The organism is Pedobacter steynii (assembly GCF_001721645.1).
Taxonomy (GTDB): Bacteria; Bacteroidota; Bacteroidia; order Sphingobacteriales; family Sphingobacteriaceae; genus Pedobacter; species Pedobacter steynii_A.
In genome coordinates this window covers 3683669-3700235 of record NZ_CP017141.1, presented here as the reverse complement: position 1 = coordinate 3700235, position 16567 = coordinate 3683669, and the positions used below count along the sequence as shown (strand labels likewise).

The window sequence follows — 16567 nt, the reverse complement described above, 5'->3', positions numbered from 1 at the left end:
TGCCGGTTAGCACCGGCAGAGCTGATTTTAGGCAAGCAGATCCGCTTCCGCCCCAAAGGCATGATCAACGATAATCTTCCAGCCACCATCGTCCTGTTGCTTAAGGACCTCAATCCCTTTGGCACTGACCTTGACTTCATCTCCATCAGTGATGTTCCATTCAGATCTTGCTACCGCAATGTCTCCTGCCTGAAGGCAATAAACCGTTTTGATTTCCATTTTTCCTTTAATTGATAAAAGGGCTTTGACTGCTTCCTCAAAGTTCTCTTTTCCAGATATGGATTTTCCGGGTTCCGGCACGATCACTCCTGTTACATCGTACATACTCATGACGGTGGCCACATTGCCCGTGTTGAAGGCCGCAGCTAATGCTGCATGCGCATCTTCTGCTTTTTTTGGTAAGTTCATATTTATAAATTTTAGTTTGATTTGAATGAATACGGGCGACTAATCATGAAAAAATAGCTGAAAAATCACGTTCGTTAACGATGGCTGCCGAGCGTTTTAAAGCATCCTCATAAAGCCTGTTAAAAAAGAATCCGCCCATGCTGATCCGCTTTACCCCCAACATCTCCAGCTGTTTGAAATCCGGAAGGCCAGGCATACACATGACATTGATTGGAAGGCTGGTTGATTTTACCACCTCAATGATATCATCCTTCTTTGTAATGCAGGGAACAAAAATTCCGTCTGCACCGGAGTTCTGATAGGCATTTATGCGGGAAAGTGTTTCCTGAAGGGCAGCAGGCATCCCCAGAAGAAAACCATCCGTACGGATGTTTAAAAAGATCTTTAAATTGTTGCGTTCGATATGGTTCGATATTGCCAGCAGCAGCTGCTGGAAGTTGGCAACAGACTGCAGCGTTCTTGTACTGCCGGCAATCGTATCCTCCAGGTTGATTCCGGCCACACCAACATCATGCAGTTTTTCGATATGCTCAATGATTCCGGAGACCGTTCTGCTGTGCCCCCCTTCCAGGTCCACCGAAAAGGGAATTTGAACCAGCTCCACCACTCTTTTCGCCAGCTGAAGTATGATTTCAAATGGCAGTTTTTCTCCGTCTTCATAACCAAATGAATTTGCCAATGCCTGACTGGAAGTGCCGATTGCCTGATAACCACTGGCCTCGAAGACCTGAGCACTCTTTACATCCCATATATTTCCCAGCAAAAAAGGAGTGGTATTCTGATGCAGTTCTACAAATTTTTTAAAAGTTCCCATACAATTGATTTTATACTTTTGTTTAATAATTGATTGTAAACAAAGGTATTGAGGCAGAAAACGCCGAAATTGTACAAACCGGAACAGAATAAAATTTTAGGATTGCAATAGGGTATTAACAGGCGATCTGTTCTCGATATAGTCGGAAGGAGTGGTACCTGTAAACGATTTAAAATCCCTGATAAAATGCGACTGGTCGAAATAGCCACATTCATAAGCGATGGAGGTGAAAGGCTGATCATTCTTAGCCATCAGCTGCAGGCTATGCTGAAACCTGTTGATTTTATGAAAAGATTTTGCAGAGAGCCCTGTATTCTGATAAATTAACTTTTGCAGGTAGCGGGGCGTAATCCCATGATTGGAAGCGATGTTACCGATGCTGTTTTCTTCGGGATTCCTTTTTATACTTTTTAAAATATCGGCTACTTTATCCACTTTAAACACTTTCTTCTCGTTGGCGACCAGGCGTTGAATTAAGAACCGCTCCAGTAGTCCGAGCCTTTGGGTCAGATCTGTGGTTTCCAGCAGTTGCTCATGCAAGCCTTTTACAGCAGTTCCGAGGATATCGGAAAGGTCAAAAATCCGATCATTAAATACGCCGATCTCGTCATTAAAAAAATAAGCGGCCGAATGGGTAAAGAACTTAATGCCCAGCATGCTGTGTTTTCCTTTAGATTTTATGGGCAATGGTTTTGTAATCTGTCCCCATAATTCTATTGGCGGGGTTTTGATGAAGTTACCTTCTACCGAAGATTCCCAGGTTCCTCCACCAAGGTTAAAAATCACTTCCATATCCCCGCTTGGAAATACAATATCATCAAATTCCGTAGCTGAATCTGACTCAAAACTATAATAATGCCTGATGTAAGGCTTTAAGATTGCCGATGGAAGGAAGTGTTTGAATTCCATGATTTAAATTTAACTAAAATTCAAGTTTAAATCCGTCACGAAATTGTACAAATCGGAACCACCCGTTGTAAAAAACAAAAGCCTATTTATTTGAAAAATAGGCTTTTGCTTTTCTATTAACTGAAATACTTACAGATTCTTCAGTCCTTTTGCCTGAGATTTATCCGTTTCAATGATACTGATTGCATATCCCCCTCCCGGAGCAGCAAACTGGGTTAGTTTTGATTTGCTGTTTACCAGGACTTTTCGGATTTGATAAGCCTGTGGGTTTGTTTTATAATGGGCATCCTTTGCATCGCTATAAATCGTAGCCACATAAGTTTTCCCGGGCTGTAAAAAGTCAAAAGAAATTTTTGAAGTATATCCATCTTCTCCTGCTACACAGCCCACAAACCAGTTGTTCGTTCCCTTAGCTTTACGGGCTACAGAAACATATTCACCAGGTTCGGCTTCCAGATATTTACTATCATCCCAATCCATTGCCACATCTTTGATAAACTGGAAAGCATCCAGGAATCTATTGTAATTTTCCGGCAGATCGGCAGCCATCTGGAGCGGGCTGGCCATCGTTACATACAATGCCAGCTGGTTGGCCAGCGTTGCATTCAGGTGAGATTTATTATCCGGATTGATTTTGGAGATGTCCATTTCAAAAATACCCGGGGTATAATCCATCGGGCCACCAATCAGACGGGTAAAGGGCAAAATCGTAACATGGTTTGCTTTACTACCTCCAAATGCCTGATATTCCGTACCACGGGCAGATTCATTACCAATCAGGTTAGGATAAGTACGGTTGATTCCTGTCGGACGTACGGCTTCATGTGCATTCAGCATGATTTTATACTTTGCTGCTTTTTCCAACGCGTATTGATAATGGTTCACCAGCCACTGTCCATAATGGTATTCCCCACGAGGGATCATATTTCCTACATAACCGCTCTTTACGGCATCGTATCCATTGTCCTTCATGAATTGATAAGCCTGATCCATATGGCGTTCATAGTTCCTCACCGCACCTGAAGTCTCATGGTGCATGATCATTTTCACACCTTTACTCTTAGCATAATCCCTGATTTCAGTTACGTTAAAATCCGGATAAGGGGTTACAAAATCAAACACATAATCTTTAGAGTTGCCAAACCAGTCTTCCCAACCTACATTCCAGCCCTCTACCAGAACACCGTCAAAACCATGTTTGGCGGCGAAATCAATGTATTCTTTTACATGTGCCGTATTTGCCCCATGTTTACCATTCGGCTTTACTTTCGTATAATCCGTTACCCCCAACTGTACACTAGGCAATTCGTCGGTATAAGCCCAGGAACTTTTCCCGGTAATCATTTCCCACCAGACCCCTATATATTTACTGGTTTTAATCCATGAGGTATCTTCTATTTTGGAAGGTTCATTCAGGTTCAAAGTCATTTTTGAAGCTAAAATATCACGGGCATCATCACTCACGATAACCGTTCTCCAGGGAGAAATTGCAGGAGATTGCATGTATCCCTTATCCCCTTTTGCATCCGGAGTTAACCAGGACTCAAGAATCATGTGCTGATCATCCAGGTTTAAGTTCATGGTAGAATAATTCAATAATGCCGCTTCATGGATACTGATGTAAAGGCCATCGTTACTTTTCAGCATCAGCGGAGCCTGAACCCCTGTTTCGGAATATTGAGTCTGAGAAGAATTGTCTGTTACCGCGGTGCGGAACAATCCTCTGATTTCTGAAAGTTTAGAAGTCGTATAATCATATTCCTGGGTATCATAATCTCCAGGGATCCAATATGCTTTCATGTCGCCGGATAAGGCAAACTGAGTTTTTTCCTCTTTGATCACAAAGTAGTTCAGATTTTTCTGTTGCGGGAATTCATAACGGAATCCCAGGCCATCATTGAAAAGGCGAAAGCGGATCAGGATATTTCTGTCTGTATTTTTTTGATTTAGCGTAACCGCCAGCTCATTATAATGGTTTCTTATATTTTTCAGCTCGCCCCAAACCGGTTGCCAGGTTTCGTCGAAACTGGTTGTTTTGGTCTCTGCGATTGCGAATTGATTATATAAAGAAGTTTTTGGGTTGTCAGTTCCGGATTTCATTCCCATCTCGGCACCAAACTTCGCAGGAGGTCTTTCATCCTTCAGCTCCAGGCCAAGTTTACCTGGTTTAAGTACGACTTTACCTTTATAAGTCAGCTTATAGGTTGGTATTCCTCCATTCTGGATGCTGAAGTTCATCAGCAGTTTGCCATCTGGCGATTTCAGGTCTTGTGCATTTACCAGTTCAGTGGAAATACATAAAGACAATAAGGCGATAAATATCCGTTTCACATTATAATATTTAGGTGTGAAAGCAAATATATAATTTTAACGGGAACGTTCCCAATAGAACATTCCCGTTATTTTGAGTCAGCTGGTTTTAGGGTTCTGTACCTAAAGATCCTGCGGCATCAGGCCGTTAATTATTTTGCGGCATTTTTCTTTTCGGTGATCTCTGTACGGATCTCCTGAGCAAGGCCTTTGATCTCCTGTAAGGCTTTACGTACTCTCGTACCTGCAGCACTGTTACCACCTTTATAAAATTTTTCTACGTCTGCTTCTGTTGCAGCTACTACTTCTTTTAATTTTGCGAATTTACTCATGGTTCTTTTTAATTAATTAGTTTTTTTCTTAGTTATCTGTCTCAAGCGCTAAATCAAATGGCATAAAAAATAGGCTCTATACCCTTCTGAATGCGCTTAATATTGTAAACATAAGGATTAAAAATAAAATTACAAATAAATACTACTAATTCAGTAGACTTTTATATATTTGTTCCATCATCAGCAGGAAAGCTGATCAGAAATAGTCATGTGGCCGAGTGGCGAGGCACAGGTTTCATAAACCTAGAATGGCGGTTCGATTCCGCTCATGACGTCTAAGTGGTAGCGAAGGTCTTCAGACTTAGCTTAAACTTTTCCATGTTTTGTTTAAATTTTAGTCAGATGCTCAGTCTGGCGTAAAAAACTGCTGGTTACTCATTGCCAGTTGCTTTTTTAAGGTTTCATGCTGCGAAGCACAAACATTAAGTACTCGTTTAATTTACACTTTGGTTATTAAAGGCTATCTCTCATCGGATAGCCTTTAGTTTGCGCCCTCAAAATTTAATTGATTAAATGACAAAATAATTGATATTTTTACTAATATTTTTAGCATTATTGCAATTCAAAACTGGGAGGGAATATGAAAACACTGTCCATTGATTACCGCGATACCGTAGATTTATTGCAGTATAAAATCATCACCTATATCAGGCTTAACTATGCCTTAAATGCTAACATCACCTACAAGACAAGATTTGTAGATGTTACTGAACAGGCTATTAACTTCAATTTCTATGAATTCAGAGAGGCTTATCAAGTGAAATTCATTGAACCTGACTTTGAGGGATATTCGATCCGGTTTATAGAATTTCTTAAGCCAGTACTCTACGCTTTTATCAAAGAAGTCAATTATGGTGGTTATACCTTCCGGGTAACCATGAGGTTCGGAGCAGAGAAATACGTAAAGATCTTTAGCATTTTAAATAAAAATGAAGAGGACAATGGGACCGGCCCTGTGTTGTTTCAAAATTTAAAATAGTACATTAGTTGTATGAAAAATCAGGACCAGGTCAGGTTATCTCTAGAGGTTGACCCTAATAAATTAGATTCCAAGATTAAAAGTTTTGAATATAATGGCAATCATTACCTATATGTATGTCACATAGATAAATACTCTGATATTCCGGGAGGCCATAAAGATGACCATCCGGATCGGATTAAATTATTGGTAAAGAGCTTTTATGGTAAATACCTGAATATGGATGTTCCTTTAGATGAATTCAATACCGACGCTTTTTACGAAAAATTGCTAAAGGAGATTGACGAACATTTGATCTCTACAGAACCTAGCTATTAACCCCTAAACTCAGGTATGAGACAGGATGGGGAAAATTAACTGATGTTCCTCAAACAATTTACGCTGCTTCGCCTGCACAAAAAGAGTAGAATTATCTTCTTTATAAAGACTTATTTCATAACCTTCTGTCTGATCCGGCATAAATCTCAGCGAAACCTTGCCGGTCTTACCATTTGCTAAAGCATGGATAACTTCTTTAATTTCTATCTTTTCCAAAGCCAAAATATCGTACAGGACCAATGTCCCCTCTTCGTATTCGGCAACCGCAATTGCTTTTAGCGCTTCTATATAATAAAAATTATCCCGGAAGCTAAACCTGTCAAAATAATTGGCATAAAACATAACCAGTCCGGCATTATCTTTCATGGAGATTTTGAACAATGGACTGGCGTATTTTGCCGTATGATAGAGTAAATCACGGTCTTTAGCATCGTCCATATTCATTTTTCTAAATGCCGGGCCCTTTATTACTGCCTCCGGTTTATAAAATGCCTGATATTCGGATACCGGTACAAAACCAAACTTAGGGTAAAAATCCAATACCGCATCGTTTGCAAACAGGTACATCATATCACATTTATGTTCCCATTCCAGCATGATGTTTTCCATCAGCATACGACTTAAACCCTGGTTCCTATATTCAGGATCGGTCATCACCGTACCCAACTGCACAAACCTCTTTTCTTCGCCCAACACGATAAAGTCTATGACATTCACCGTAACATGAGCAATCACCTGGTCTTTGTCGGCAATTGAATAGAGAACACAGTTGTCCTCCCAATATCCGGCCTGATACCATTTTTCGAAATCAAAATGATACGTTTTTTCTGTCAGCAGATTGAAACTTGTTCGTAGTTTTTCATCCTCCTCGTACTGATGCAAAAGTTTATAATCTTTATGTTCTATTTTCAAATCAGCTTATTTTTTAACAGTTCCTTTTTAGATTCCAGCCATTCGCTTTTCAGCATACTCAATACGGCAGAGTTCCTTCTCGTTCCATCAGTTCTGTATCCATTGTTTCGGAGTACACCTTCAAAAGTACATCCAAGGCTTTTAATCGCTTGCATACTTCTTTCATTTTCGCTGTCTAACCTGAACTCCACCCGTTCAAATTCCATCTGCTCAAAGATGAATTCAAAAAGCAGGTATTTACAATGTTTATTGAGGCCTGTTCCCTGGAAGTTTTTCCCATACCAGGTATATCCTAATGATAAATTCCTGCTGGCAACATCAATGTCATAAAGCCTGGTAGAACCGGCATATTCATTTTTTGTCTTGTCAAACACGATAAAAGAATAGCTTGTTCCTTTTTTTCTCTTCTCCATTGCCGCTTTCAGGTATTCCCGCATACCTTCTTCAGTTCCGGCATTCTGCAAAGAGAACTTCCATAATTCCGGTTCATTAATTCCAAAGTTCTTTAACAGTTCAAAATCACCTGACTTTAAAGGTCTTAGCAAGGCATAATTATCTTCGAGAAGATAATCTTTTTCGGGGTCAAATGTATTGTTCATTTCACTAAATTACAGGGATTAATTTTTAGGACGGGAAGAGATTAAAATATAAAGGCCTAAGGCGATACTGATTAAAAAACCTGTTAACGCAAGCACAGGTATTCCGCTAAGTTTAGGCGGTTTATCCGCTAAGATCAATACGGAGGAGCTGATGAGTAATCCACACATTACCACCGCCATCACCATCCTGTTGATCCCTTTGCCCATCATTTTATTCAAAGCAGATAAGCCCTGTACTTCCTGCTGAACTTTTAACTCCCCGCTATTCAGTTTGCTGATGATAGACTGCACATCGTCGGGCATTGTTTTCATCGCCTCAGTAAGCGTTCTCAACAACTTCAAGCCACTCTTTTTTAATTCTTCCGGGCTCAGTTTACGGAAAGCTATTTTTAAGATATAAGGTCTTAAACTTTCTATGATATTTAAATCGGGAACAAGGGCACGGCCAATTCCTTCGATCAGTACAATTCCACGGACCAGAAGATAAAGGTGGTCGGGCATAAGGATTTCGTTGTTATTCAGAATTGCCGAAAATTTACCCAACACTTCTTTAATGTCCATTTGCTCCAGTGAGGCACCATCCAACAAGTCAAAAAAACCATGAATATCCTTTTCCAGTTGATTTTCATCCGTTACATTGAAGCGTATCGCCATCTTTTTCATGACCGCAATTAGGCGCTTTGCGTCCTGGGCCATGAAATGAGAAACAAAATCTTCCAGCATTTCTTTTTCTACAGGTGTCAGGCTCCCCATAGAACCAAAATCAATAAAGGCAATCTTTCCGCTTCTGAGTACCATCAGGTTCCCCGGATGAGGGTCTGCATGAAAGAAACCGTGCTCCAATACCTGAATCAGGTAGAGATCAAGCCCTTTTCTTGCAATGGCAGCAGGATCTAAATCCATGGAAAGGAGCGCGTCTTTATCACTTATTTTTACACCGTCCAAAAATTCCATGCAGAGGATATTGTCGTTGGATAACTCCGGGTAAACCTTAGCCAGATAAATGGATTCATTCCCCTTAAAATTCCTGGAAAAACGGTCAATATTGGCCAGTTCATTAAGAAAAGACAATTCCTGAAAAATAGATTTTTCAAATGCTTCCAGTACCTCAACCAGGTTTATCCTCCTGAATGCTTCGCTGTAATTGACTAAAAGCTTTGCGATATCTTTCATGATCAGCATATCTGAAGCGACAACCTCCCGGATTCCGGGACGTTTTATTTTTAAGATCACCCGCTGTCCGTTGATCAGTGTTGCCTTATATACCTGGGAGATAGAGGCGGAAGCAAAGGGCTCCGGATCAATTTCTGCAAAGAATTCGTCCGGATCTACACCCAAATCGGTATTCAGCAATTCCCTGACATCCATCGGCTTAGCCTCCACATTATCCTGCAATTTCTGAAGTTCCAGAATCATTTCTTTGGGCAAAAGATCCTCTCTGCTGCTAAAAGCCTGTCCGAATTTCACATAGGTAGGTCCCAGCTCTTCCAGCGCCATCCTGATGCGCTCATAAACACTGAGTGATGAAATCTCTCCTTCCGTCTGATTATTCGTATAGTTGAGTAACTCTCCAAATCCATACTTTGCCAGTATTTTAACCAGAGATACCGTTCTTTTGAGCTTTTTCTTTTGATTTTCCATCATGGTTTTATCGCCTTTCTTATTTAGATCAGCACCTAGAACCATGCCGTTTTATGCTACTGCTCCGAATTTAACAACAAAATCCATAATTTTGGCGCATGACAGAAAAGGAATTTTTAGATTATTGCAAGGGTCAGGTAAGCGGACCGCTTAAGGATGAGGACATTATCTTAATGTTAACTGCCTGGGGAGGAATCAAACATTCCTTAGGTTACCATAAAGCACTGGATGATCACGACATTACTCCTGATCAGGATACGCAAAACCAGGACAGTCAGTAGCAATACTTAGCGCATAAAAAAGAGGCACCATGTTCGTCATGATGCCCCTTTCTCTTCTATAAGGTGCTTATTGAGATAAGCTGAAACTGATCGGAATATTATACCGTACACGGACAGCCTTACCATTTTGAATACCCGGGATCCATTTCGGACTTGCTTTTAATACCCTTATCGCTTCTTCATCGGTACCGGAACCCAGCCTTTTTTCTACTTTGATGTCGGTTAATGTGCCGTTCCGCTCAATAATAAAGGATACAAAAACTTTTCCCTGCAACCCGGTTTCCTGGGCCAGAGCAGGATACCTGATTGCTTTCGACAGGTAATTATAAAATTTGTTTATTCCACCGGGGAAATCGGGTTGCACTTCAAGAGCTACGAATATATCATACACCTTATCATCCTCTACAGCAGCCATTTGCTTTTTTCCTTCTCCGGTAGGGCCGGTAATCACAATATCCCCATCAGGATCAGCCAAGTCTGTTTTCTGACCAGGATTCGCAATGGCCAGGTCCTTAATCATTACCGGATCTGGATCAGTCGGGTTTTCAACCACTACCGGAGGTAGAAACTTTGTAGTCGGCACCGCTGACTTCGGTGGCTCAATGATGGTTGGAGGCGGTGTTTTGGGATTCACCGCTGGCGGAGGCGCAATTTTAACAACAGTTGTGGTTAAAGGATCGTCTACCCTTTCCTTTCCGTTGATCAGACTGATGATTTTAGGAGTTAAAAAAAACAGGATAAAAAGTGTTCCTGAGATAAAGAGCGCTTTGGTAGTATTTGAACCGTTCTGCCTGCGTAGCTCATAAGCCCCGTAAGTTTTGTTTTTTTGATCAAATACTACATCAAGCCAATCATTGCCAAATAAATCGATTTTTGAACCTAACATTGCTTTAAAGATTAAAGTGAATACCATACTATAAAATTGCTTCCCGCACATTTATAATATGGATGCCGGGTCTGTCAGCTTTCCATAAGGTCAATGAATATTTCTTTACATGATCAGCAAGTTTCGGGTTTTGTAATGCAATCAGATATACGACCTTTAGGTATTAAAAATTAAACAGATCAATAAAATGAAAATAGAGAATTGCCATACAGCCGATATTCCTGAAATATTCAGGCTTTACAGGATCGCATCAGCTTATCAGAAATCAAAAGAAACAGTAGTGATATGGCCTGAATTTGAGCAACAACTTGTAGAGACTGAAATTGCAGAAAACAGGCAATGGAAACTGATCATAAATGATGAAATCGCCTGTATCTGGGCCACCACCTTCAGCGATGAACAAATTTGGGGAGAAAAAAATAATGATGCTGCTATTTATATTCACAGAATTGCCACCAATCCAAATTTCAGAGGGAAAAACTTCATCGCTATTATTGTAGACTGGGCCAAGAAATATGCAGCAGAAAATGGAAAAGATTTTGTCCGCCTGGATACCCTGGGAAACAATTCAAAATTAATCGCCCATTATACCAATGCCGGTTTCAGCTTCCTTGGAATGTTTGATCTGAACGATACTCAGGGTCTACCCGATCATTACCACAATGCCCCTGCATGCCTGTTCGAAATAAAATGCTGATTTGGTTCTTTTGAACGAAGCAATTTTCAGAATGAAATAAACTTCCGGAAAAATTAACGGGGAGACAGCAACCAACCGCTCCCCGTCCGTACTATTTGTACTAAATTAACTAAACTTAATTCATCCCTGATTAAATTCATACCCTAATATACCACATAATGGCAATTAAAAGTGTTAAATAATGTTAAAGAAGGTAATTATTTATTCATGATCACTGTAAACAGCAGTCCGGCAACAACATACCTTACCATATCCACTGTACCGCATGATCTGTAGGTAAAAATACCTGTTTTAGAAAGACGGTATTAGTACCCTGAAATCCATCTTCATTGCTCGTTAACTTTATATAATTAAAGTTTAATTTTTAACGCAAAACAAAGAACATGGCACTACAGATTCATCCCTCTGTGGGAGTTGCCCGTTTAGGCAATAGCCCCATTAATGCAGTACCCAGTCCAGTGATTGCTGTCTCACCTAACGATCCATCCAACATTTGTCTATCCCCGGACACCATTGGAGGTCTTCCGTTTAATGGTGATGGCAATGGTCCCATCGTCAAATTCAAGGATGATGCCGGCCGTATTAAAAGACAAGGTCAGTTATTCCGGGTTTTCAAGGACAACGGAATAGATGAACTTACCCTCGACTCACCTGAAGTCGCATCTATGGAATGGACCGTCCATCTGGCCAATAAAAAGGCCGCCTGGTACCAGTATTCCGAACTTCAGGGCAACCTGCTTTATGGTCAGGAAAACAGCTATCAAAATCAGAACATCCCTTTCAGAAACCCGGAAATGGTTACTGAAGCTCAACGTCAAACACTAATTGTGGATCCGGGTCCCCGTACGATTTCCGGCCGGGACAGCTCTGTTGGTTTTGACAAAGACAATGTACCTGCCGGATATCCGGCGCAATATCCTCCTGATACCGTACAATATGGAGTTGCAGTAAAAACCCTAGGTGCATTGTGGACGGATAAATCAGGTCGTCTTATCGTATTAGGTGGTTCCGGTTGTGCCGGAGGTAACCTTCCCCTCACCAGTTATGGCGGATCAAGCACCTGGCATGACGATATTTCTGATGGTCCGGTGTATTGCACGATTACCTTTAATGATGGAAGCCCGGCAGTAAGTTTATCGGCATGGGTCATCGTAGGTTCCCCTGATTTCGCTCCAGAAATTGTCAATATTTCCACGCTTAGCGATACCATGTTCGATGTAGGGGTCAGAAACCTTAATCTGGTTCCTCAAATGTATAATAACGGCATTTGGAACCCTCAGTTCAAAGCGAACTATTATCGCGACATCTTTCCGATAATTGACCGTATGGGCCGCTATCAATGGGTTTCAAATGTACAGCCTATGCAGGCCGCCGTAAACGGACCATTCGATTACGCTGATCCTTCGCCTGAAAACAAAACTAACCGGATGAATTTCTATAACCTCTTCAGGCAGAATGATGCTGAGCCACCTGTAAAGGGTAATTCATCCGGACAATCATACCCACAGGAACAACTCTTCAGCAGCGAAGAAACCGGAAAAATGTTTCCAATGATGCCCCTCAACTCTGGCAGTAACTCAGTCAGCAATACCAATATCATGAAATTCATGGCACTGGATGAAACGCAGTTATTTTTACTTGCTCAATGGGCGGAAGGCAATTTCGACAACAACCGGGATTACCTGCCGTATCCGGTTCACCCGCTGGATGCCGGAAGTGTAGGCAACTGTGTAGGACTACCGATGTGCCCGGGTATAGAAGTTACCTGGAGTCTGCAAAATCCAGTGCTATATGCTGCTCCTTATGTGATTCAGCAGTATAAAGACGAAGCCTGGTATCAGGCAAATGGCTTAACTCCTTCCAGAGATGAGTGTGAAGGTGGTGGCTGCGAACCCGGAGATCTGACCAAGCGTATGGCATGTCCATGGCAGGCCGACTTTTTCCAGTGTACGGTACAATACATCAACTTTACCGACATTTATGCCAACAAGGCAACACTCCCTGATGGTAGTAAAGCGCCACTTCCACCCAGCTATTACAGTTATTGGTGGCCACCACAAAGTCCATGGGATGTACTCGTTGGAGAATTCACTGCAGAAGGACAAGCCGCCACTCATGTCCCTCCTGGCGAACAGATGAATTATGCCAGAGGAATCAACAGCTTTGTGCAGATGGTAGAATACTGGTATGCATTGGGTTTCCTAAGGGATAAAAATGCCAATGCAGAGAATGGTTATCCTTTTATTGTGGAAACGGAAAGGAATAACGACCTATTTACCTATAAAGAGATTCATATCGGACAGATCAGCGGTAACGTACAGGATTGGGATACCACTTTACCTGTATTCTATATCGAGCCTGATAAAGGAAAGGTAAAGAAACGCAGTCTTCTGGCCGCCAATATGGTTGAACATATGGAAGAAGCTGCATTCAAAGCTATCGAAACCCTTACCGGAGCCGCAACCCTACCTCGTTCCGGTAGCAGAAGCAGAAGATAATGAACAGAACAATGCAAACCGATGTATTGATCATCGGTGGCGGCCCCGGCGGGGCTGCCACCGCACTTAGTCTGTTGCGGTACTCCGGGCTTAAAGTGATGATCGTAGAGCAAAGTGCTCTGGACAATACACGTGTTGGTGAGAATGTGAGCCCGGCTTTGTTTGACCTCCTGGACTATGTGGACATCCATAAAGAAGATTTTGGACCAGATAGTTTTTTAGAAGGTTACAGCAATAAGGCCGCATGGGGAAGTTCCTATATCAACACCCGTGATTCTCTGTTTACTTCACAGGGAGCAAATTATCAGATAGACCGGGAAAGGTTTGACCTTCATCTGCTGGAACAGGTGATGAGCCGTGGTGGCATTGTCTTTCCAAGAACCCGTTGTCAATCGTTGAGACAATTGCCAAATGAACATTGGGAAGCCAGCTTTCAGCATCGCGATCAACAGCAATTTGATGTACTCGCCCGTTATATCGTTGATGCGACCGGCAGACAAAGCACCATCAGCAGGCAGCTGGGAATAGAATCTGTAAGATTTGATCAGCTCGTTGCAATCGGCGCCTTTTTGCAAACAACAGACAACCGTAACATCAGTCAGGATCTGTTTATGGAGGCTACAGAAGAAGGATGGTGGTATACTGCCGCATTACCAAAGCAGCAAATGGCCGTAACCTTTTTTACGGATGCAGACCGTGCTTCTGAATTGCAATTACACAAACCGGCGAACTGGTGTAAAATGCTGGAACAAACGGTACATACGCGGCAAAGGACCTCAGAGACCTTATCCCATGAAGCACTCTGGACCCGTAATGCCTTCTCTCAGCTCAATGATTTCTCCTGCAGGAAAAATTTTATTGCTGTGGGTGATGCAGCCGCAGCATTTGACCCATTGTCCTCTATGGGTATTGGTTTTGCCATAAGTTCTGCTTTTCAGGCTGCAAGGGCTTTGCTTGAAAACTATAATGGAGATGCTAAAGCTATTGATCGTTATCAGCAGGATATCAGCCGTATTTTCCATAGTTATCAGGAGCTAAAGCTTCAGTTTTACCATAAAGAACAACGCTGGCCTGAATCCGCTTTCTGGAAAAGACGGCATACCTTCGTTCCATTGAGAAGAGAACAATATGCCTGAGTATTCCAGGATCAACTCAACAAAATAGCCCTGTGAAAGCCGACTGTTTTGTTGAGTTTTACCACTGTCCTGTTTTTATCCCAAAGCAGTAAAACATCCGGTATTCACTACCTGATTTCAGGTAGTCAGACCTACCCTAAAACCAGTGTTTTCATTGAAAATAAAGGGACAGGCATATTTCTTGTCTGTTTTTTTTAAAACAACCCCCTTAGACAATGAAAAAATTACTAACCTATGCCGCCTTATTAAGTGCCTCAATTATTTTATTTTCCTGCGGTGGAGGCAAAAAGAACGATCCGGCACCAGAACCTGTTGGTGAATCCAGCTGGAAACTCGGATCTTATACTTATACCAGAGGTGCCTCTGCCCAGACTAATAAAGATGGAAAAGCGGGCATGGTAGTCACTACTTCAGGAGATGGCGGCAATCATGGAGCCTACTCGGGCAGCGCATTAACCATCATCTTCAATAACCGTGGGCCAGGAAAATATACACTCAGCACAACAGCCATCATGTCGGCCAATCCTACTGCTGCCTTAATGGCCCTGAATTGCAGTATCGGAACCGCAGTTACTACAGGATCTGTACTCTATAGCGCGCCTGTTAACCAGTCTACAACGGCTGATGTGAGCATTGACGCTCAGGGACAATATCATGTTAAAATCTCCTCTCCTGTCAACGTTGTTAAAAAACTGATTTTAGGTGGCGGGATTCCGGGAGCACCAGAAACAACCAGTTTAACGATTAAAGACGCCTTTTAAATCACCAGGTGTGAAGAAATTTATTCCTAAGAAATCGGGAATTGGTCTAATCTTTGTTAAAAGCTGATCGGACTAAATTACTTATCTTATGAATACAAAACGACTTTTAATTGTTGGACTGATTGGAACTATGTGTATGTTCTTTACTGCAAAATCATTTGCGCAATCAGCAAAAATAACCCTGTCACCTGAATTGTTAATTCCTTTCAGCAAAGCTTATAACGTAGGTATTGGTGGAATTTTGGAAGCGGAATGGCCAGTAGAGAAAAAGCTGGGATTAACCCTGGCAACAGGGGTAGAAACCTTATTTCCTAAATATGATGATTTCTACAGCAACTATACTTTTTTACCCTTAAAAGGTGGGGTTAAGTATTTCGTTGACCCAAAGGTTTTCATCAACTTTAACTTAGGTGCTGCTATCGGATTTAACGATTATGGAACAAGCTTCCTTGTTGGTGGTGGTGTTGGGTACAAATTTAACAACCGCATCGATGCCGGTATCAGGATAGAAGATGCAGGAACTTCCTATGCTGCACTAAGAGTAGGATTCAGACTGTAAGCTACTGCAATATATTGCCAACAAAAAAGAGGTGCTTTATAAATAAAGCACCTCTTTTTTGTTTCAACGTTCTGAAATGTTCTCATCAGCCTCTGTTGGTTATAATGTACTGTTGAAACCAACTGGCAGTATCGCAACTTTTACAATACCAATGCCCGCCAGTTTGTTGAGCACTGGCCGCTGCTGCCGCAGGATTCCCGCTTGCTCCGTTAAATAATGTTAATTCTCCTGATGCGCTTTGAGCGAAACAAAACTGAATGTCTTTACCACCCAATATTGCTTTTTGTTCGGCCCGGCTTAGGATTTTTACGCTTGGTTTAGTGTTTAATGAATTCTTCATAATAGGTCTGAGTTTATAGGTCATGATTAAATACCATTACCTGAATTTAAGACCTTTGTTCTCTTCATTTAAGACCAACTATTAAGTGCTGATGATCAACAATTAACCGACTAATCTTTCCAATAATACGCAGAATTGATTTTCATCCTCCAACCTGTAAAACAAATAGTTAACACCGCTTAAAACT

At 41.6% G+C, this 16567-nt stretch carries 18 protein-coding genes and 1 tRNA gene; 9 read left to right on the top strand and 10 right to left on the bottom strand.

The features are described 5' to 3' along the window. Positions 1-27: 27 nt before the first annotated feature. From BFS30_RS15470 to BFS30_RS15450, 5 genes are all read right to left on the bottom strand, one after another. The gene (locus tag BFS30_RS15470) at positions 28-408 is read right to left on the bottom strand and encodes a YybH family protein (protein ID WP_069380117.1); all 381 of its coding nucleotides are present in this window, start codon (positions 406-408) and stop codon (positions 28-30) included. 43 nt (positions 409-451) lie between these two features. Then, entirely contained in the window at positions 452-1222 is a 771-nt protein-coding gene (locus BFS30_RS15465; protein ID WP_069380116.1) for an isocitrate lyase/PEP mutase family protein, read from the bottom strand. A 96-nt stretch (positions 1223-1318) separates the two neighbouring features. After that, positions 1319-2131: a helix-turn-helix domain-containing protein gene (locus tag BFS30_RS15460; protein ID WP_069380115.1), complete on the bottom strand. Its 813-nt coding sequence runs from the start codon at positions 2129-2131 to the stop codon at positions 1319-1321. 129 nt (positions 2132-2260) lie between these two features. Further along, positions 2261-4462 (bottom strand): glycoside hydrolase family 97 protein, encoded by a 2202-nt coding sequence (locus tag BFS30_RS15455; RefSeq protein ID WP_069380114.1) that lies wholly within the window; start codon positions 4460-4462, stop codon positions 2261-2263. Positions 4463-4593: 131 nt separating this feature from the next. After that, positions 4594-4773 carry a histone H1 gene (locus BFS30_RS15450; protein ID WP_069380113.1) on the bottom strand — a complete coding sequence of 60 codons (180 nt, stop codon included), beginning with the start codon at positions 4771-4773 and terminating at the stop codon, positions 4594-4596. A 204-nt stretch (positions 4774-4977) separates the two neighbouring features. Here BFS30_RS15450 and BFS30_RS15445 point away from each other — a divergent pair. From BFS30_RS15445 to BFS30_RS15435, 3 genes are all read left to right on the top strand, one after another. Beyond that, a tRNA-Met gene (locus BFS30_RS15445) sits at positions 4978-5048 on the top strand. Between the two features lie 305 nt (positions 5049-5353). Next, positions 5354-5752 (top strand): hypothetical protein, encoded by a 399-nt coding sequence (locus BFS30_RS15440; RefSeq protein ID WP_069380112.1) that lies wholly within the window; start codon positions 5354-5356, stop codon positions 5750-5752. A gap of 12 nt (positions 5753-5764) precedes the next feature. Beyond that, positions 5765-6070: a hypothetical protein gene (locus BFS30_RS15435; protein WP_069380111.1), complete on the top strand. Its 306-nt coding sequence runs from the start codon at positions 5765-5767 to the stop codon at positions 6068-6070. A 9-nt stretch (positions 6071-6079) separates the two neighbouring features. On the opposite strand, the gene BFS30_RS15430 is transcribed toward BFS30_RS15435, so the two are convergent. Genes BFS30_RS15430 through BFS30_RS15420 form a run of 3 tightly spaced genes read right to left on the bottom strand, consistent with a single transcriptional unit; the run spans position 6080 to position 9267 of the window. After that, a complete protein-coding gene (locus BFS30_RS15430) occupies positions 6080-6982 on the bottom strand; it encodes a GNAT family N-acetyltransferase (RefSeq protein ID WP_069380110.1) in 903 nt (300 codons plus the stop codon). Next, a complete protein-coding gene (locus tag BFS30_RS15425; protein ID WP_069380109.1) occupies positions 6979-7581 on the bottom strand; it encodes a GNAT family N-acetyltransferase in 603 nt (200 codons plus the stop codon). Before BFS30_RS15425 ends, BFS30_RS15430 begins: the two co-directional genes overlap by 4 nt. A gap of 18 nt (positions 7582-7599) precedes the next feature. Next, positions 7600-9267, bottom strand: coding sequence for an ABC1 kinase family protein (locus BFS30_RS15420; RefSeq protein WP_083252066.1), 1668 nt, complete (start codon positions 9265-9267; stop codon positions 7600-7602). Positions 9268-9320: 53 nt separating this feature from the next. Between BFS30_RS15420 and BFS30_RS15415 the strand changes: the two genes are divergently transcribed. Next, positions 9321-9503 carry a hypothetical protein gene (locus BFS30_RS15415; RefSeq protein ID WP_069380108.1) on the top strand — a complete coding sequence of 61 codons (183 nt, stop codon included), beginning with the start codon at positions 9321-9323 and terminating at the stop codon, positions 9501-9503. A gap of 67 nt (positions 9504-9570) precedes the next feature. Here BFS30_RS15415 and BFS30_RS15410 read toward each other — a convergent pair whose 3' ends face one another. Beyond that, on the bottom strand, positions 9571-10389 hold the full coding sequence (locus tag BFS30_RS15410; RefSeq protein ID WP_069382462.1) for an energy transducer TonB: 819 nt from the start codon (positions 10387-10389) through the stop codon (positions 9571-9573). Between the two features lie 187 nt (positions 10390-10576). Between BFS30_RS15410 and BFS30_RS15405 the strand changes: the two genes are divergently transcribed. The 5 genes from BFS30_RS15405 to BFS30_RS15385 all read left to right on the top strand — a co-directional run bounded on the left by BFS30_RS15405 (position 10577) and on the right by BFS30_RS15385 (position 16040). Next, positions 10577-11086, top strand: coding sequence for a GNAT family N-acetyltransferase (locus BFS30_RS15405; protein ID WP_069380107.1), 510 nt, complete (start codon positions 10577-10579; stop codon positions 11084-11086). Positions 11087-11469: 383 nt separating this feature from the next. Further along, positions 11470-13584: a CTQ-dependent lysine 6-oxidase LodA gene (lodA, locus tag BFS30_RS15400; RefSeq protein ID WP_069380106.1), complete on the top strand. Its 2115-nt coding sequence runs from the start codon at positions 11470-11472 to the stop codon at positions 13582-13584. Further along, positions 13584-14720 carry a lysine-epsilon-oxidase maturase LodB gene (lodB, locus tag BFS30_RS15395; protein WP_069380105.1) on the top strand — a complete coding sequence of 379 codons (1137 nt, stop codon included), beginning with the start codon at positions 13584-13586 and terminating at the stop codon, positions 14718-14720. Before lodA ends, lodB begins: the two co-directional genes overlap by 1 nt. Before the next feature lie 215 nt (positions 14721-14935). Further along, complete coding sequence (locus BFS30_RS15390; RefSeq protein ID WP_069380104.1) at positions 14936-15481, top strand: hypothetical protein; 546 nt, start codon at positions 14936-14938, stop codon at positions 15479-15481. Positions 15482-15569: 88 nt separating this feature from the next. Next, complete coding sequence (locus BFS30_RS15385) at positions 15570-16040, top strand: hypothetical protein (protein ID WP_069380103.1); 471 nt, start codon at positions 15570-15572, stop codon at positions 16038-16040. 85 nt (positions 16041-16125) lie between these two features. Here BFS30_RS15385 and BFS30_RS15380 read toward each other — a convergent pair whose 3' ends face one another. Beyond that, positions 16126-16380, bottom strand: a complete 255-nt coding sequence (locus tag BFS30_RS15380) for a hypothetical protein (RefSeq protein WP_157262934.1) — start codon at positions 16378-16380, stop codon at positions 16126-16128. Positions 16381-16567: the final 187 nt, after the last annotated feature.